At 58.6% G+C, this 17,907-nt stretch carries 18 protein-coding genes; 5 read left to right on the top strand and 13 right to left on the bottom strand.

Features of this window, described 5'->3' with window-relative positions; translation table 11 throughout:
* Positions 1-34: 34 nt before the first annotated feature.
* Both HKK55_RS11280 and HKK55_RS11275 read left to right on the top strand, forming a co-directional pair.
* Positions 35-1,621, top strand: a complete 1,587-nt coding sequence (locus HKK55_RS11280; protein WP_169354748.1) for a RimK family protein — start codon at positions 35-37, stop codon at positions 1,619-1,621.
* Positions 1,622-1,627: 6 nt separating this feature from the next.
* Positions 1,628-2,569, top strand: a complete 942-nt coding sequence (locus HKK55_RS11275; protein WP_169354747.1) for a magnesium transporter CorA family protein — start codon at positions 1,628-1,630, stop codon at positions 2,567-2,569.
* Positions 2,570-2,599: 30 nt separating this feature from the next.
* Here HKK55_RS11275 and map read toward each other — a convergent pair whose 3' ends face one another.
* Positions 2,600-3,355 carry a type I methionyl aminopeptidase gene (gene map / locus HKK55_RS11270; RefSeq protein ID WP_169354746.1) on the bottom strand — a complete coding sequence of 252 codons (756 nt, stop codon included), beginning with the start codon at positions 3,353-3,355 and terminating at the stop codon, positions 2,600-2,602.
* Complete coding sequence (locus tag HKK55_RS11265) at positions 3,355-3,555, bottom strand: ParD-like family protein (RefSeq protein WP_169354745.1); 201 nt, start codon at positions 3,553-3,555, stop codon at positions 3,355-3,357. The genes map and HKK55_RS11265 overlap by 1 nt, the downstream gene beginning before the upstream one ends.
* 270 nt (positions 3,556-3,825) lie before the next feature.
* Between HKK55_RS11265 and ilvA the strand changes: the two genes are divergently transcribed.
* Complete coding sequence (ilvA, locus tag HKK55_RS11260; RefSeq protein ID WP_169354744.1) at positions 3,826-4,857, top strand: threonine ammonia-lyase, biosynthetic; 1,032 nt, start codon at positions 3,826-3,828, stop codon at positions 4,855-4,857.
* A gap of 25 nt (positions 4,858-4,882) precedes the next feature.
* Here ilvA and eco read toward each other — a convergent pair whose 3' ends face one another.
* Positions 4,883-5,365, bottom strand: coding sequence for a serine protease inhibitor ecotin (eco, locus tag HKK55_RS11255; RefSeq protein WP_169354743.1), 483 nt, complete (start codon positions 5,363-5,365; stop codon positions 4,883-4,885).
* Positions 5,366-5,595: 230 nt separating this feature from the next.
* Between eco and HKK55_RS11250 the strand changes: the two genes are divergently transcribed.
* Positions 5,596-5,865, top strand: a complete 270-nt coding sequence (locus tag HKK55_RS11250; RefSeq protein WP_169354742.1) for a DUF1652 domain-containing protein — start codon at positions 5,596-5,598, stop codon at positions 5,863-5,865.
* Between the two features lie 79 nt (positions 5,866-5,944).
* On the opposite strand, the gene HKK55_RS11245 is transcribed toward HKK55_RS11250, so the two are convergent.
* Positions 5,945-6,202: a DUF2790 domain-containing protein gene (locus tag HKK55_RS11245; protein ID WP_155582751.1), complete on the bottom strand. Its 258-nt coding sequence runs from the start codon at positions 6,200-6,202 to the stop codon at positions 5,945-5,947.
* Positions 6,203-6,509: 307 nt separating this feature from the next.
* Here HKK55_RS11245 and aqpZ point away from each other — a divergent pair, with 307 nt between their 5' ends.
* Positions 6,510-7,193 carry an aquaporin Z gene (gene aqpZ / locus HKK55_RS11240; RefSeq protein ID WP_169354741.1) on the top strand — a complete coding sequence of 228 codons (684 nt, stop codon included), beginning with the start codon at positions 6,510-6,512 and terminating at the stop codon, positions 7,191-7,193.
* A 7-nt stretch (positions 7,194-7,200) separates the two neighbouring features.
* On the opposite strand, the gene HKK55_RS11235 is transcribed toward aqpZ, so the two are convergent.
* The 9 genes from HKK55_RS11235 to HKK55_RS11195 form a co-directional block, all read right to left on the bottom strand.
* Positions 7,201-8,139, bottom strand: coding sequence for a carbohydrate kinase (locus HKK55_RS11235; RefSeq protein WP_169354740.1), 939 nt, complete (start codon positions 8,137-8,139; stop codon positions 7,201-7,203).
* Positions 8,140-8,151: 12 nt separating this feature from the next.
* Positions 8,152-9,633 carry a xylulokinase gene (xylB, locus tag HKK55_RS11230; RefSeq protein WP_169354739.1) on the bottom strand — a complete coding sequence of 494 codons (1,482 nt, stop codon included), beginning with the start codon at positions 9,631-9,633 and terminating at the stop codon, positions 8,152-8,154.
* Positions 9,634-9,780: 147 nt separating this feature from the next.
* Positions 9,781-11,262, bottom strand: coding sequence for a mannitol dehydrogenase family protein (locus HKK55_RS11225; protein ID WP_169354738.1), 1,482 nt, complete (start codon positions 11,260-11,262; stop codon positions 9,781-9,783).
* A gap of 18 nt (positions 11,263-11,280) precedes the next feature.
* Complete coding sequence (locus HKK55_RS11220; RefSeq protein ID WP_169354737.1) at positions 11,281-12,384, bottom strand: ABC transporter ATP-binding protein; 1,104 nt, start codon at positions 12,382-12,384, stop codon at positions 11,281-11,283.
* Positions 12,385-12,421: 37 nt separating this feature from the next.
* Entirely contained in the window at positions 12,422-13,252 is an 831-nt protein-coding gene (locus HKK55_RS11215) for a carbohydrate ABC transporter permease (RefSeq protein WP_169354736.1), read from the bottom strand.
* Positions 13,253-13,262: 10 nt separating this feature from the next.
* Positions 13,263-14,189 carry a carbohydrate ABC transporter permease gene (locus tag HKK55_RS11210; RefSeq protein ID WP_169354735.1) on the bottom strand — a complete coding sequence of 309 codons (927 nt, stop codon included), beginning with the start codon at positions 14,187-14,189 and terminating at the stop codon, positions 13,263-13,265.
* A gap of 178 nt (positions 14,190-14,367) precedes the next feature.
* Positions 14,368-15,690: a sugar ABC transporter substrate-binding protein gene (locus HKK55_RS11205; RefSeq protein ID WP_169354734.1), complete on the bottom strand. Its 1,323-nt coding sequence runs from the start codon at positions 15,688-15,690 to the stop codon at positions 14,368-14,370.
* A gap of 264 nt (positions 15,691-15,954) precedes the next feature.
* Positions 15,955-17,352: a DUF1254 domain-containing protein gene (locus tag HKK55_RS11200; RefSeq protein ID WP_169354733.1), complete on the bottom strand. Its 1,398-nt coding sequence runs from the start codon at positions 17,350-17,352 to the stop codon at positions 15,955-15,957.
* Positions 17,353-17,501: 149 nt separating this feature from the next.
* On the bottom strand, positions 17,502-17,864 hold the full coding sequence (locus HKK55_RS11195; protein ID WP_169354732.1) for a response regulator: 363 nt from the start codon (positions 17,862-17,864) through the stop codon (positions 17,502-17,504).
* Between the last annotated feature and the right edge of the window lie 43 nt (positions 17,865-17,907).

Here is a 17,907-nt window from a genome sequence, read left to right as displayed (position 1 = left end):
AGAAAAGGTCAAGTTCTCTAGCGGATCAATCAATATGTCAGCGGTACAAAGTCATTGGCGAGAAGTATCCGAGCAAACAGTGGCGGCGACAATAACTTCCGGCGGTTATTTTCCCACACCGCCCAAGAGTGCAAGCCAAGTCGTGATTATTGTCGAACGCAAGGAAGACTGGGCGTCCTACTTCCCTAGCGAAGACATTGTCACCGCCCAGGAATACCTCGAACACCCCCGGGAGAACGAGGCAGGCAAGCGGGTACAGGTGATCAACCTGTGCCGCAGCTACAAGTACCTGGGGCACGGGTATTACTGCTCGCTGCTGGCTGAGGCGCGGGGGCACAAGGTCATTCCGTCGGTTCGGACCATCAGCGAACTGACGAAAAAGTCCCTGTATGGCCTGGCTTTGGATGACTTGGATAAAACCCTCGATAAAGCCTTGAGTCATCACCTTTACAGTAATACCGAAGGCTTTACCCTGACACTTTATTTTGGTCGAACCAATATCGAGCCGTTGCAGGATTTGGCCCGGCAGTTATTCGAAGCGTTTCCGTGTCCGATCCTGTTAGTTGAATTTCGCAAGAATAACGGCTGGCACATCGAAGGTATAAAGTCTGGTGTCTTGCATAAGTTGCGCGACGATCAGGAAGATCAATTCGCCAATGCCCTGGACAACTTCAGCCGCAAGATCTGGCGGCAACCGCGTTCCCGGCGGCTGGCCCGTTATGACCTGGCAATCCTTCATGATCCCCAGGAGCAATTGCCACCTTCCAATGCCAAGGCGCTGGATAACTTCGTACGGGTGGGTAAGGGCTTGGGCATTGATGTCGAACTGATCGAGCGCAAGGACTACGCCCGGCTGGCCGAATACGATGCCTTGCTGATCCGCGAGACCACCAGTGTCGACAACCACACTTACCGTTTTGCGAAAAAAGCCGAGAGCGAAGGGCTGGTGGTGATGGATGACCCCGCATCGATCCTGCGCTGCACCAACAAGGTCTACCTCACTGACCTGCTGAAAAGCCATCAACTGGGCATGCCCGCCACCGAGATTCTCTACAAGGAACGACCGGAAGATTTCGAACGAGTCGGTGAACGTCTGAGCTTCCCCCTGGTGCTGAAAATCCCCGACGGTTGTTTCTCCCGTGGGGTGATCAAGGTGGAAAGCCAGCAAGCGCTGCTGACGGCCACCGCCGAACTGTTCGAACACTCGGTGCTGTTGCTGGCCCAGGAATTCTTCTACACCGAATATGACTGGCGCATTGGCGTGCTCAACCGCAAGCCGATCTTTGCCTGCCAGTACTTCATGTCCAAGGGCCATTGGCAGATTTACAACCACAAGGCCATCGGTCAGGACATCAACGGCGAATGCCGCACCCTGGCGGTTCACGAGGCACCGAAGGCGGTGGTGGAGCTGGCAGTCAAAACCGCGAATCTGATCGGCGACGGGTTGTACGGCGTGGACTTGAAGCAGTCCGGCGACAAGGTGGTGGTGATTGAAGTCAACGACAACCCGAATATGGATGCCGGGATCGAAGACGCCTACCTGCAAGACGACCTGTATTCCCTGGTGCTGGAGGAGTTCGTCCGACGCCTGGAGCTGAAACGTCAAGGCCAGGTTTGGTGATCGTCCATGATCCAGCGCTTTGAATTGAGCGAGGGCGCGTTACACCACACCGAACACGACAGCGCCCAAATCCTGCTGTTCAGTAACCCTGACAGTGTTGAACGCGAACTGCTGCGCGAACGCTACAAGCTCGATGAGCACGCCCTGGCCTCGGCGCTGGACCCGGACGAGGTGTCGCGCATTGAGTTCCATCCCGACAACCTGTTTTTGATCTGGAAGCGTCCGGAAAACTACTCGGGTGGCAGCAACCTAGTGTTTGAAGTGTCGTCTTGCGGCTTGCTGTTCTCGCAAAATCGCCTGCTTGTCATCGCCACCGGCGACAGCCAGCTTTCCGGGCTGGGAGCACGCAGGCCGCTGCATACGCCGCTGGACGTACTGCTGGATCTGCTGCTCAACAACGTCCATCACTACTTGGGCCACCTCAAGGTGATCAAACTGGTCGCCCGGGAGTTGCAGCAGCAGTTCAACGCCTCGATGAGCAATCGCCACCTGATGCAGATGTTCAGCCTCAGCGAGAGCCTGATCTATTACATCAACGCCCTGCACAGCAACGGCGCGGTGCTGACGCGGTTGCGCAACCATGGCGAGAAGGAGCACTTCAGCCTGGAGACCCTGGGGTTGATCGATGACCTGATCATCGAGAACAACCAGTGCTACAAACAGGCGGAGATCTATTCCAACGTGTTCTCCGGGCTGATCGATGCCCGGGGCAACTTGATGAACAACAGTATGAACAACCTGCTGCGCAAGTTGACGCTGATCAACGTGGTGTTTCTACCGTTGAACCTGATCGCCAGTATTGGCGGGATGTCCGAGTTCAGCATGATGACGGCGGGTACGCCGTGGTGGGTGGCGTACCCCTTGTTTCTGGTGGCGATGGGGCTGGGCGCGGGGGGAATGGTGCTGGGGCTCAAGCGGATTGCCGGGGGCGGTGATAAGGCGGTCTGAGATGCTGCTCCCACATTTGATGTGTATCGCCTAGGCGTTGGGTTGCAGCGTCAGCACTTCAAAACCATCCGCCGTCACCGCCACCGTATGTTCCCACTGCGCTGACAAACTGTTGTCCCGCGTCACCACCGTCCATCCATCGTTCAAGCTGCGAACCTTGGCGCTGCCCTGGTTCAACATCGGTTCGATGGTAAACACCATGCCTTCACGCAGCGTCAGGCCGGTGCCGGGGCGGCCGAAGTGCAGGATCTGCGGCTCTTCATGCATCTCCTTGCCGATGCCGTGCCCGCAATATTCGCGGACCACGCTGTAACCGTTGTTCTGGGCATGGGTCTGGATGGCATGACCGATATCCCCCAGGCGCGCGCCCGGTCGGACCTGGCGGATCCCGGCCCACATCGCCTCGAAGGTCATTTCCACCAGGCGTTTGGCCTTGGGCGTGACGGTGCCGATCATGTACATCTTGCTGGAGTCAGCGATAAAGCCACCTTTCTCCAGGGTGATGTCAATGTTGACGATGTCGCCGTCCTTGAGCACCGCCTTGGCATCGGGCATGCCATGGCACACCACTTCGTTGATCGAGGTGTTAATGCAGAAGGGGTAGTCGTATTGTCCCAAGCTGGCCGGGCGGGCTTGCAGCTCGCCGCGGATGAAGGCTTCCACGGCGCTGTCCAGTTCCAGTGTTGACTGGCCGGCGGTGACAAAACCGTCGAGCATGGTGAATACCTTCGCCAGCAGGCGGCCCGATTCACGCATCACTGCAATCTGTTCGGCACTCTTGATCATCAGATGCGCCCTCGGATCAGGTCGGGTTTGTCCAACAACAGCTTGTTGATCAGGTCGTTGTAGGCCAGGTGGGGATTGAGCTCGGCCAACAGGCCGATCTTGATCCAGAATTCTGCTTGGGCGTTGATGGAGCGGTCCATGGTGGCGCTGGCCAGACGGACTTGTTCATGCAATTGGTCGGTGATCTTGACGATGCCCATAAGCTTCACTGCGTCGATTGATATACGAATCGTATATGTTTCGTATGTCGCTCGTAAAGTCTTTGGGCCAACAACGCTTGGCCATTGACTTGTCACAACCCTCCCGGTTAATTTTGATGTCATGACATTTCAAGCCTTCCGTTCCCAGCCAAGCATTATTACCGCCATTCCTTATTTGGCGGGATAGCGCACGGCTGTACCCAAACCCGCCTTAGAGGCGGGTTTTGTTTTTCCGTCTCCAGGGCTCTGCAAAAAATCCAGGAGACACCGATGAGCACCCGCCAGCCACTTCCTGTGACCCCGATCTCTGACCGGGGATTGCTTGAGCGCTACGTGAAAAAGATCCTGGCCGCGCCGGTCTACGACCTGGCGGTGCGGACTCCGTTGCAGATGGCGCCGGCGCTCTCGGCGCTGCTCGGCAACCAGGTCCTGCTCAAGCGCGAAGACCTGCAGCCGACGTTTTCTTTCAAGATTCGCGGGGCCTACAACAAACTGGTACAGCTCACGGATGAGCAAAAAGCGCGAGGTGTGGTGACCGCCTCGGCGGGCAATCATGCACAAGGCGTGGCGCTGGCGGCGCGGCAGTTGGGGATCAAAGCCACCATTGTCATGCCTTGCAGCACCCCGGAACTCAAAGTGGTGGGGGTGCGCTCTCGGGGAGCCGAGGCGGTCTTGCACGGTGCCAGCTTTCCCTTTGCTCTGGCCCATGCGTTGCAATTGGCCGAGGCGTCGGGTTGCACCTTTGTCTCGCCGTTCGATGACCCGGACGTGATCGCCGGGCAGGGTACTGTGGCCATGGAGGTGTTGCGCCAGCAGCAAGGACCGTTGGATGTGATCTTCGTGCCGGTGGGCGGTGGGGGCCTCATCGCCGGAATCGCAGCCTACGTAAAATACCTGCGGCCCGAGGTGCGCATCATCGGTGTGGAGCCTGAGGGTTCCAGTTGCCTGCTGGCTGCATTACAAGCCGGTGAACGCGTGGTGTTGCCCAGCGTTGACCCGTTTGCCGATGGCACGGCTGTCGCGCAGATCGGCGCCTGTGGCTTTGAAATCTGCCGGCAGTACGTCGATGAGGTGATCACCGTCAGCAACGATCAACTGTGCAGCGCCATCAAACTGATCTACGACGACACCCGTTCCATCACCGAGCCTTCAGGTGCTCTGGCCGTGGCTGGAATCTGCCGTTATGTGGCGCAGACCGGTATCCAGGGCCAGACACTGGTGGCGATTAATTCCGGTGCCAATATCAACTTTGACAGTTTGCGTCATGTCGCCGAACGGGTGGCGGCGCAAGTAGGGGCGTGATACCGGATTAATCGTTTAAGCCCGCTTATTCGGCGACGGCGTTATTGACCGTAGCCGAGGCTGACCAGATCCGATAACGAACTTCGACATTTTTTGGTACATATACAACGATGGGCAGTTTGCTGTTGTAACGCAGTACAAAACCATCACCCACCACGGGCACGAAGTCCTTGTGGGTCTTGCCGTCGGGGCAGCCCATCATGGTGCTGATGGGGCTGCTGACCGTCTCCAGCCGATAAAAGGAATAGCCCCAGCCTTCAAGGTTCTTTTCTTCCAGCATGCCGCCCAGACGCTGCAGATTGCAGTCTACGTCGAGGGTCTTGCCGGCGAGGATTTCGACCTTGAAGTCCGCTTCGTTGTTTTGCGCCGGCAGGTGGATGACCTGGCGTACGAACCCCGCGTCAGCCTTGGGGTAGGGCGCAATATCTTCAAGTTTGGCGGCGTTGGCCTGGGCGCACAGGCCTGTCAATGCGAGGCCGGCGATGGAGAGGCGAAGGGAGGAAATCATGGTGCGTCCTTGTAAAAGTTTACGGATAGAACATTAGTACATGACAAAAGCCGGGGTATTAGAACTTATATAAGTATCGTTGTCGCTTATGAGAAAAGGGTCCAACGAGTTCAGACACAGCCGAGTACGCTAGATAAGTGAGTGCGTTTTCCAGGGTTGGCAAGGCGCATCAGCTTGTTATCAATCGTTATAAAAAACCATTGGCAGTCACAAAAAAGGAGAGGTTGGCTATGCTTTCGGATCTAGAGTTACGCAGCATTATTGAAGGAAGTTTCCTGCCTAAGCGTTGTGAGTGCATCAAGGCCGAGGACGCGTCGTTGACGGTCAAGGTCTACGACGAAAAGGACCACGATCGGGTGAACCTTGTGGTGACCGGCATTTGCGCCGACAAACTCGATAGCAGTCGAGCCCTTTGCAACCTGATCACCGGGTTGCGTGAGGACCTCAAGCATCCACATGCTCCGGCGCTTAAACGAGTAGGGGAGCGTCCCTGGCACTAGCTAAAGGGACGGCTGAGGTTGCGTCAACGATGAGCTCAGGGCCTGGTAAATTCCAGGCCCACTGTTGTTTCACCGTCCCTCAATTCTGAAAATCACAGGCTTCTGACAGTTTGTGATAACTGACGTCTTCGACTTTCCCGGCCTTGTCCAGGAACTTCATATCCGCCTTGATCACCTTGCATTCATTGGTCGGGGTTTCGTTCATTGAAATCACCTTGGCAATATTCAACGGCATGCCGTAGTGATAGGGCACTACGGGCGTGGTATCCGCCTGCGCCATCCCCGTTACAGCAGTCAGGGCAAGTGCACCACCGAGCATTAACGTACGCAGTTTCATGGTGTTTCTCCGCTAGTCGTTCGGCCATCCATCAACGTGATGGAGGAGCGACCGCTCAAGGCACAGGAGCTGTGCGAGTGCGGTCGATTTCACTCTCGGCGTGGGGGATTAACCATGGATTAAGCCGGGCTTTGCTGACAAAACCTTCATCTCACACAAATACCGCGCCCATCGAAAGGGCCTGCGCTGCTGGTTTGGAAAATCAACATGCCTACCGGAAAAGTCTGATATGTACACGGCATTTACGTTGTTAACGTCCCTGCCGGGTTCCTCAGCGAGAGGGCATGTGCAATGCGTGGGGTTGATCTTGCAACAAAAAATCGCAGCAGAGTTTCTCGGAACCTTCTGGTTGACCTTCGGTGGTTGTGGCAGCGCCATTTTGGCGGCGGTGTTGCCTGAGTCAGGTATCGGTTATTTCGGAGTAGCCCTCGCGTTTGGCCTGGCGGTGTTGACGATGTCCTACGCAGTGGGTGGTATTTCCGGGGCGCACTTCAACCCGGCGGTGACCATTGGCCTATGGCTCGAACGTCGGGTCGAGGGAGTTGATGTGCTGCCCTACATCATTGCCCAAGTGGCTGGCGCTGTCGTGGCTGCTGCTGTCCTGGCGCTGATTGCCAGTGGCCGCCCGGGCTTTGAAATAGGCGCGTTCGCGGCGAATGGCTATGGCCCATTGAGTCCGGACCGCTACAGCCTGTTGGCGGCGCTGGTGGTCGAAGTCGTGGCGACGCTATTTTATGTGTTCATCTTCATGCGGGTCACGGCGCCGGGAGCACCGGCGGGGTTTGCGCCCATTGCCATGGGGCTGGCGCTGATGCTGATCCATCTGGTGGCGACGCCCATCACCAACACCTCAATCAACCCGGCCCGCAGTACGGGACCGGCGTTGTTCGCCGGTACCGCCTACCTGTCACAGCTCTGGCTGTTCTGGCTGGCTCCGCTGTTGGGGGGAGCGTTGGGGGCCTGCCTGGCCGGGGCGCTCAAGGAGAAATAGGCAGGACTCAACCCAGTTGATGTCGATACGGCAAGTCTGGCCCGGTCTTGCCACACGTCAGCGCTGCAGCACGGATGGCGAAATTGAGCATGCTGTCGATCTGCGCCCTGGAGAGGTTCTGCAGCCCATCGACCGAGTCCAATTGCTGCTCGGTCAACCAGGCAATCAACGCAGCTTGGAAGGTATCCCCGGCGCCGACAGTATCGGCCATCACCACCTTGACCGCTGGCGCTGTCCAACTGCCGTGCTGGCGGCTGAACACGCTGGCACCGTCACCGCCACGGGTCAGGAACACCAATTGGCAACGGTACTGCAACCAACCTTGCAGGACGCTTTCGGGTGACTGGTCGGGATATAGCAGGTGCAGGTCTTCATCGCTGACCTTGATCAGGTCGGCATGCTTGACCAGCTCGGCCACGCGCTGGCGCCACAATTCAATATTCGGCTCAGGGTTCAGGCGTACGTTGGGATCAAGGCTGATCAGGCGCTTGCCACTTTCCCGACGGACCAGAGCCAGCAAGGTATCGGCAATCGGTTGGACCACCAGGGAGAACGAGCCGATATGCACGCCGCGAATATCGGCGCCAAGGGTCGGCAAATGCTTCAGTTGCAATTGTCGGTCTGCACAACCCTCACCGCGAAAGCTGTACTGCGGTGAGCCATTGGCGCCCACTGCGACCATCGCCAGGGTGGTGGGGGCGGTGAACTCCAGCAGGTAGTCCTCACGCACACCTTCGTCCTTGAGCACCTGCAGCAAGCGTCGTCCCAGGTAATCGCTGGACAACCCGGCAAACAGCCCCGCATCGATCCCCAGGCGGCGCAGACCCACCGCCACATTGAACGGCGAGCCGCCGGCAATGGCCTTGTAGTTGACCTTCGACGCCTGACCGCTGGCATCTTCCTCGCTGAAAAAATCAAACAGCGCTTCGCCACATACCAAATACATATTCGTTCGCTCTTAAAGGGATGCCACGTGCTGTTGATAGCGCTCATAGGCCTGCTGATAGGCGCTGACGCTGGTTGCGGTCGGCAGGGTGCGGCTGGCCGGGTCGACGCTGACACAACGCAGGCATAGCGCTGCCAGGCTTTCACCGGACTGGCTCCAGGCCGCCTGGATCGCCGCGCCCAGGGCCGCTGCCTCGCTTTGTTCGGTACAGATAACTTCGGTGTTCATGATGTCGGCGACCATCTGCCGCCAGACGGGACTTTTCGAACCTCCGCCGATCAGGCGGATACTCTGACTTTGCAGGCCGGTCTCGCGCAACAGGTCCAGGCCATACCGCAAGCCGAAGGTGGTGCCCTCGACCACCGCGCGACAGAGATTGGCGCGCGTCAGGTTGGTCATGGTCAATCCCAATAGGCTACCGGTGGCGTGGGGCAGGGCGGGCACCCGTTCGCCGTTGAGGAACGGCAGCATGCTCACCCCGTCAGCCCCGACGGGTGCCTGAGCGACCAAGGCATTGAAGCTGGCGAGGTCGAGCTCGAACAACTCACGGATAACCCCGGTGGCGTTGGTCAGGTTCATGGTGCAGATCAACGGCAGCCAGCCGCCGCTGGACGAGCAAAAGGTCGCCACCGACGCCTGAGGGCTGACATTGGGCTGATCATTGAAGGCATAGACCGTACCGGACGAGCCCAGGCTCATGGTAATCACCCCAGGGACGATATTGCCGGTACCGATGGCGCCCATCATGTTGTCGCCACCGCCGCTGGATACTTGGGCATTGGGGTTGATCCCAAGGCGCTCGGCGATGGCTGGCAGGATGGTGCCGACGCTTTCGTGGGCCTCGATCAGCGTTGGTAACGCCGCTTCCAGACGTCCATCGGGGTCGATATGGCGCAACAGCGGCAGGTCCCACTCGCGAGTCCGTACGTTGAAGTAACCAGTGCCAGAAGCATCACCGTATTCCGCACAGGCACGGCCGGTGAGCCAATAGTTAAGGTAGTCGTGGGGCAGCAGGATATGGGCGATGCGGGCGAAAACATCCGGGTGCTGCTCGCGGGTCCAGAGCAACTTGGACACGGTGTAGCCGGGCGCAATGGCCACGCCGAGGCGCTCCAGAGATCCGCTTTCGCCGCCCAGATGCTGTAACAGGCGATCGTTTTCTGGCGTGGTTTCAGTGTCGCACCACAGTTTGGCCGGGCGCAGGACCTTGCCGTGGTCATCCAGCAGCACCAAGCCGTGTTGCTGGCCGGAAACGCCGATGGCCAGGATGTCCTGGCCATCGACCCCTGCCTGTTGCAAGGCGCGGTGGGTGGCTTCGGTAAAGGCATCCAGCCACTCTTGGGTGTCCTGTTCACGGCGGCCGTTGGCACCGCTGATCAGTGTGTGGCTGGCGGCGCCAAGGCCAAGGACCTTGCCGCTGGCGGCGTCGAGGACGATGGCCTTGGTGCCTTGGGTGCCGCAATCGATGCCGAGGTAAAGGTTTTGCTGGGTCATGGTGGGTCGCTCAGCACGTTTATAGGTATGGAATGCGGTCAGTGTGGGAGCTGGCTTGCCTGCGATAGCGGCCATTCAGTCAGCAAATATATGGCTGAACCACCGCTTTCGCGAGCAAGCCCGCTCCCACATTTTGATACGGTTCCGTCAGTGGATATTGGCCAACAACCGCTCCAGCGTCTTGCTCACACCCACATCACGCAAGCTTTCATAGCAACGCTCGAACGCTGCCACAAACGCCGGGGAGTTGGGAATAGCCGAACCAAAAATCTCTTCCACCCCCAGTAACCTTCGACTGAGTACCACATCGTCAGTCACCAGCCCCTGGCAGAACTCGGCACGGGGATCCGGAATGCGGTAGATCACACCGTTCTCATCCACTCCCTTCAAATACAGCGCCCAAGCCGCCACCACCAGCGCTGCACGCTCGGTTTCGCGCCCATCGGCGATCAACCAGTTGATGGTTGGCACGGTGAACTTGGGAAATTTCGATGAACCATCGGAACACACGCGCTCCAACTGGTCGGCAATCGCCTGGTTGGAGAAACGATCCACCAGGGTCTGCTTGTATTCAGTCAGGTCTATACCCGGTACCGGTGCCAGATTCGGGGTCACGTCCAGGTCCATGTAGGCACGCATATAGGCTACGAACAGCGGGTCGTTCATGGTCTCGTGGACAAAGCGATAACCCTTGAGAAACCCCAGGTAGGTCAATGCCAGGTGACTGCCATTAAGCAGCCCGATTTTCATCTCTTCGTAGGGGGTCACGTCGTCGGTGAACTGCACTCCGACCTTTTCCCAGGCCGGACGGCCATTGACGAACTTGTCTTCCAGCACCCATTGCACAAAAGGCTCGCACACCACTGGCCAGGCATCATCGACACCATGGTCATCGTGCAATTGCAGGCGGTGAGCGGTGCTGGTCATCGGCGTAATGCGGTCGACCATGGCATTGGGGAAGCTGACATTGGCCTTGATCCAGTCATGCAGGTCGGCGTTTTGCAGCGCCGCGAAGGCCAGCAGCGCCTTTCGGGTAACGGCGCCGTTGTGGGGCAGGTTATCGCAGGACATCACCGTGAATGCTGGAATGCCCGCCGCCCGCCGCTTGGTCAGCGCCGCACAGATAAACCCGAACACGGTTTTCGGCGCGTTGGGGTGCGCCAGGTCGTGCTGGATCTGCGGCAGGTGGGCCATGAACTCGCCGTTGCTGTCATCGATGCAGTAGCCGCCTTCGGTGATGGTCAGCGAGACAATACGAATCTGCGGGCTGGCCAGCTTGTCGATCAGCGCCTGGGCGCCGTCTTCGGCCAGCAGCATGTCACTGATGGCGCCAATCACCCGAACTTCGGTGTCGTGGGTGTCGCCCAGTTCATACAGGGTGTAGAGATAGTCCTGGCCGGCCAGGTCGTCCCGGGCCTTACGGTCTTCCGCCCGCAGGCCGACACCGCAGATGCTCCAGTCGAGACCCTCACCCAGGTTCATCAGCGCATCGGTGTAATACGCCTGATGGGCCCGGTGGAAACCACCCACACCGATATGGGCAATGCCCTGGTGGGTATCGGCGATCGCGTAGGCCGGCAGTTGCACTTCAGGCGCCAGTTGCGTGAGGTTTTGCTTGTTCAGTTTCATCAAAAGGTTCTCGCGAAATCAGGCGGCAGCGCGCAGTGGACGGACCACGGCCACGCCGTCGGCATCGAACAGATGGCACTGAGTCGGGTCCAGGCGCAGGTGCAACGTCTCACCGTACTGGCTGGCCATGTCGCCACGGATACGCATGGTCAACGGCTCGCCGTTCGAGGTGATGACGTGGCAGAAGGTGTCGCTGCCCAGGCGTTCGCCGACATCGGCGGTGACGGTCAGGCTGGTGTCGCCGGGGGAGGCGATTTCCAGGTGCTCCGGGCGAATGCCCAGGGTCACTTCGCTGCCGACGCTCAAGGTCGCGCTGCTCAGGGGCAGGCTGATACGAGTACCGGCGTCCAGTTGCACTTCGCAACCCTGGGCCTCAAGACGGGTGACTTTGCCTTTGAGGAAACCCATTTTCGGTGTGCCGAGGAAGCCCGCGACAAACAGGTTCGCCGGCTGGTGATACAGCTCCAGCGGCGAGCCGACCTGTTCGATGCGGCCGCTGTTAAGTACTACCACTTTGTCGGCCAGGGTCATGGCTTCGACCTGGTCGTGGGTCACGTAGATCATGGTCGCCTGCAGTTCTTTGTGCAGGCGCGACAATTCCAGGCGCATCTGCACCCGCAGGGCGGCGTCGAGGTTGGACAGCGGTTCATCGAACAGGAAAATCTTCGGGTTGCGCACGATGGCGCGACCGATGGCCACCCGCTGACGCTGGCCGCCCGACAGTTGCTTGGGCTTGCGCTCCAGCAACGGCCCCAGCTCCAGGATGCGCGCGGCTTCGCTGACTTTGCTCTCGACGATTTTTTTGTCGATACCTGCCAGGTCCAGGGCAAACGACATGTTTTTGCGCACGGTCATGTGCGGGTACAGGGCGTAGGTCTGGAACACCATCGCCAGGTCACGCTTGGCCGGGGTTACTTCTGTGATGTCGCGGCCATCCAGTTCGATGGTGCCTTCGGTGACTTCTTCCAGGCCAGCGATCAGCCGCAGCAGGGTGGATTTACCGCAGCCCGAGGGGCCGACGAAGACCACGAATTCCTTGTCGTTCACTTCCAGGTCGATGCCCTTGATGATGGAGAAGCCTTCGAAGCCTTTTTGCAGATTCTTGATTTTCAGGTTGGCCATGATGGGCCTCCGCTTTCAAATAGTTAAATAGAGGCCGTTACTTCACGGCACCGAAGGACAAACCGCGGACCAACTGCTTCTGGCTTATCCAGCCGAAGATCAGGATCGGCGCACAGGCCAGGGTCGACACGGCGGACAATTTGGCCCAGAACAAGCCTTCGGGGCTGGAGTAGGAAGCGATCAACGCGGTCAGTGGCGCGGCGTTGGAGGAGGTCAGGTTCAGCGACCAGAACGCCTCGTTCCAGCACAGGATCAGCGACAGCAACACCGTGGAGGCCAGGCCGCCCTTGGCGATTGGCAGCAGCACCCGGACCATTTCCTGCCACAGGGTGGCGCCGTCCAGGCGGGCGGCTTCGAGGATGTCCTTGGGGATGTCCTTGAAGTAGGTGTAAACCATCCAGACCACGATCGGCAGATTGATCAGGGTGTAGATGATGATCAGCGCAATACGCGTATCCAGCAGGCCAAAGCTCTTGGCCAGCAGGTAGATCGGCATCAGCACGCCGACTGGCGGCAGCATCTTGGTCGACAGCATCCACAACAGCGTGCCTTTGGTGCGCTTGGTCTCGTAGAAGGCCATGGAATAGGCTGCCGGTACCGAGATCAGCAGGCACAAAGCCGTGGCGCTGAAGGAAATCAGTACCGAGTTCCACGCGTAGCTGAAGTAGTTGCTGCGCTCGTTGATGTGCAGGTAGTTCTCAAGGGTCGGGGCGAAGATGAACTGCGGCGGCGTGGCGAACGCGTCGATTTCGGTCTTGAAGCTGGTCAGTACCATCCAGAAGATCGGGAAGAAGATCAGGATCGCAATGGCCCAGGCCAGGGTGCCGAGCAGCACGCTTTGCAGGCGGCGGGATTGTTGAAGCGTCATGGCGCGGCCCTCAAGGCTTGTCAGTCAGGTTTTTGCCGATCATCCGTACCAGGATGATCGCCGCGATATTGGCAATGACCACGGCAATCAAGCCGCCGGCCGACGCCATACCCACATCGAACTGCACCAGCGCCTGGTTGTAGATCAGGTAGGCGAGGTTGGTCGAGGCGTAACCCGGACCGCCGTTGGTGGTGGTGAAGATTTCCGCGAACACCGACAGCAGGAAGATGGTTTCAATCATCACCACTACGGCGATGGGGCGCGCCAGGTGGGGCAGGGTCAGGTGCCAGAAGATCGCGATGGCGCCGGCACCGTCCAGGCGTGCGGCTTCTTTCTGTTCCTGGTCCAGGGACTGCATGGCGGTCATCAGGATCAGGATCGCGAAGGGCAGCCATTGCCAGGACACGATGATGATGATCGACAGCAACGGATAGTGGGCCAGCCAGTCCACCGGCTGAGCGCCGAACAGCTTCCACACCGCCGCGAGAATCCCCGACACCGGATGGAAAATCAGGTTCTTCCAGATCAGCGCACCGACGGTGGGCATGATGAAGAACGGCGAAATCAGCAACACCCGCACCAGGCCGCGACCGAAAAATTCGCTGGCCTCAAGCAAGGCACTGATCAGTACGCCAAGCACTACGCTGATCAGCAAGACGCTACCCACCAGCAACAGGGTATTGGTCGCACCGGGCAGAAAACCTGAGTCGGTGATGAAGTAGGTGAAGTTTTCCAGGCCCACGAATTGGTTTTCGCCGGGGTAAAGCAGGTTGTAGCGGATCAACGAAAAGTACAGGGTCATGCCAAGAGGCACGATCATCCACAGCAGCAACAAGGCTACCGAGGGGCTGACAAGGAACCAGCCGGGGTTGATCAGGCGGCTTTTACGCGCCTTTTCCGGTTGAGCAGTTTGCACGTGGGCAGTGGAAGTATTCATGGTGATCAGAACCAGTTGGTTACAGGCAGAACGAGGGCTGGAGCGCGGTCAAATGTGGGAGCTGGCTTGCCTGCGATGAAATCGCCTCGGTGTCACTGACAGACCGAGTTGTCTGCATCGCGGGCAAGCCCGGCTCCCACATAAAGCGGGGCCCCACACTCAGTGGGATGAGCCCGCTTTACTTGGGATAACCCGCCCGCTTCATTTCGCGCTCGGTGGTGGTCTGCGCGGCGGCCAAGGCCTGGTCCACCGTTTGCTGGCCGGTCAACGCGCCCGAGAAGAACTTGCCAACCTGGGTACCAATCGCCTGGAATTCAGGAATGGTCACCAGTTGGATGCCGATGTACGGCACAGGCTTGAGGGTTGGCTTGGTCGGGTCCGCGACTTTCAGCGATTCCAGCGTCACCTTGGCGAACGGCGCAGCCTTCATGTATTCATCGCTATAGGTCGACTTGCGTGTGCCTGGCGGTACGTTGGCGACGCCGTCGGTCTTGGCAACCAGAGCGCTGTATTCCTTGGAGGTGGCCCAGGCGCTGAACACCTTGGCGGCATCCTTGGCCTTGGAGCTGGTAGGGATTGCCAGGGACCAGGAGTACAACCACGAGGTGCCTTTATCCGTGACCTGATGCGGGGCGAAGGTGAAGCCCACATGCTCGGACACCTTGCTCTGGGTCTTGTCGGTGACAAACGAGCCGGCAACGCTGGCATCGACCCAGATGGCGCACTTGCCGCTGTTGAACAGCGCCAGGTTTTCGTTGAAACCGTTGCTGGACGCCCCCGGAGGGCCGGATTTTTTCATGTTGTCGACGTAGAAGTTCAGCGCGTCTTTCCACTCAGGACCGTTGAATTCCGGCTGCCACTTCTCGTCGAACCAGCGTGCACCGTAGCCGTTGGCCAGGGTGGTGATCAGCGCCATGTTCTCGCCCCAACCGGCTTTACCCCGCAGGCACAGGCCGTATTGTTCTTTGTCCTTGTTGGTGAGCTTTTCGGCAAACTCGCCGATCTGTGTCCAGGTGGGATGCTCAGGCATGGTCAGCCCGGCATCCTTGAACAGGTCGGTGCGGTAATAGGTGATGGAGCTTTCGGCGTAGAACGGCAGGGCGTAGAGCGAGCCCTTGACCGAAAGGCCGTCACGCACGGAAGGGAACACGTCGTCCAGGTCGTAAGATGCTGGCAGGTCCTTCATCGGTTCCAGCCAGCCCTTGGCGCCCCAGAGTGCAGCTTCGTACATGCCGATGGTCAACACATCGAACTGTCCACCCTGAGTGGCGATGTCGGTGGTCAGGCGTTGGCGCAGGACGTTTTCTTCGAGTACCACCCAGTTCAACTTGATCTCCGGATGCTCGGTCTCGAAGGTTTTCGAGAGCTTTTGCATGCGGATCATGTCGCTGTTGTTGACGGTGGCAATGGTCAGGGTTTGCGCGCCAAGACTGACGGCGCTGAGGGTCATGCATGCTGTGATGCAAGTAGAGGCAAGCAGTGCTTTAGCTGTGAACTTCATCGCGCACTCCATTTCTGCGCCCTGGGGGCTACAGAAGGACAGTTATTGTTGTTGTGTCTCCCACGACAGCTGGAAGAGTGTGCGTTGATTACAGCCTTCAAATGGCGCGGTGACAAATCCTTGGGAGCACTTTTACTGATACTTTTTTGCACTTGATGGGGGAGTGGTTGAAAGGGATTGTCGCGGTGGCCAGCGGTTGGAGCGGAGAGTGATGAGGTGGGATGGACGTGTCCGGTCTTGTTTCAGGCGACCGGACACGCAGGCTTACTTGAGCGGCGTCAGCGGTGGCTGCTTCCACTGACCGTTACCTACCTCGGGCTTGGGCAGATAGATGCGCAAAACGGCGTAGAACGGGCCTGGTGGCGCCGGCAGCCAATTGCTTTGTTCGGCTTTCGGTGGCTCGTGGTGTTGCAGGGCCAATGTTAGCCCGCCGTCGGCATCGAGCTTGAGTTTGGGCAACATCTGCGAATTGATCAGGTAGCGCTTCTTGTGGTTGGACACCAGCAGCTTGGTTTTGCCGTCGTACAGGGTCAGCGACCAGAACGCGTCGGCCGGTGGCAACTGGTCCTTGGCAAAATGCAAGGTGTAGCTGTGCCGAGCGCCGTTGACGGGCTTGCCCTCGCTGTCGACAAAGTAGCTTATGTAGGCCGCTTCATCGCTGGAGTTGCCGAACATCCCCATGTTGGCGCCGGCGTACCGGTACAGGTAATTGTTTTGCAGGTGGTCACGGCTACCAAACAGGTCACCGTTGCTGACTTTATGGGTGTCGAGCTTGTCCTTCTTGAACGCGGCAAACTCAGCCTTGCCGTCGGCGATCCCGTCTTCCAGGGCTTTGCGTTGCTCGGTGTTCAGCGCCTTGAGGTCAAACGGCTTGCCCGCTTCGATGCCAATGGTGGCAAAACGTGCGAGCAGGTCTTTTTCACTGTCTTGCGGGGCGGCGAAGGCCAGCATGAAGTTCAAGTAGCGGAACAGTTGAGGGCTGTCGCTCATGTGGGGCGAGGGTTTTGGCCAGATGATCTTCGATGCCTTGACCGCGGGCTGGTTCACATAACGGCTCAGGCGCTCCACTTTGTAGCCGCCCTGAATCTGCTTGACCTTGCCCAGGTCCTTGTCATCGAGCAATTGGGTGCGATACAGCGCATAGGCGATGTTGCTTTCACTGCGCACCACGCGATCGATATTGGCCGGCTGCTGACCTTTCCAGTCGGGCCCGGTGATCATGTAATGCCCACCGTTGTTGCCGGTGCTGCGAGTGCCCAGGTAGCCGAAGTTATGGGTATAGAGGTCAATCAATTGCACCGAGTAATAACGGTTTTCCTCGATCGTTGGCAGGGTCAGCACTACCGGTTCAGCCCGCAGGTCCAGCCAGACGAAGGAGTAGGGCGTGTCCGAGTTGGGGGTGACGAACGCGGTGTCCTTGGGGGTGAAGACCTGAGCGGTGTTGCCGATATGGTTGAACGGCGCCTTGAAATTCGCCCCGCCCTTATCCACCGCCTGGGCGTAGAGGGTCTTGTACATTTCCACCACCGGGAAGCCATACAAGTAGGCCTCCTTGGCAATGACCCTGGCATCACTGGGGGTAGCCGTGAAGTCGGCCCAGGCGCCGGTGCTCATGAGAATCGAGAGGCTCGCCAACAGCAGGCGCGTCGGTTTTCTGATCATGTTGTTGCGTCTCTATTAAGGAGCTGGGGTGATGTCGTCGAGTTTCCAGCTTTTATCGAAGTAGGCCTCGGTGGGGGCATACAGTCGGAAATAGCCGAATCAGTGTTTGCTCGGATGTCGCCGTGGAAGCGACCCCTGGATAAAGGGGATCAGTGGTTTACCAGCATGCCTTTGACTTTATCGCGCAACTGGTCGATGGAAAATGGCTTGCCGATCATCTGCGTACCTTGGGGAAGCTCAATGTTCTCGGCATAACCGCTGGCAAACAGGATGGGTAATGTGGGGCGTAGTTCCCGGGCTTTTTTTGCCAATTCGTTGCCGTTCATACCGGGCAAGCCCCAGTCGGTCATCATCAGGTCGATCGCTTGATCGGTATTTTCGATGTTTTTCAGGGCCTGTGTGGCGTCTGCCGCTTCAAGCACCATGTACTCCAGCTCTTCGAGGACATCGACGATCAGCATGCGCACGATGGCATCGTCTTCGACTACAAGGATGGTGGAGGCGGTGGACATGATGAGGGTTCCCGAGAGGTGAAGGTAAAGGGCTTGGGGTCAG

The sequence above is a fragment of the Pseudomonas sp. ADAK18 genome (assembly GCF_012935695.1).
GTDB lineage: Bacteria > Pseudomonadota > Gammaproteobacteria > Pseudomonadales > Pseudomonadaceae > Aquipseudomonas.
Note: the sequence above shows the minus strand (reverse complement) of the source record. Positions and strands in the feature narration are given on the sequence as shown.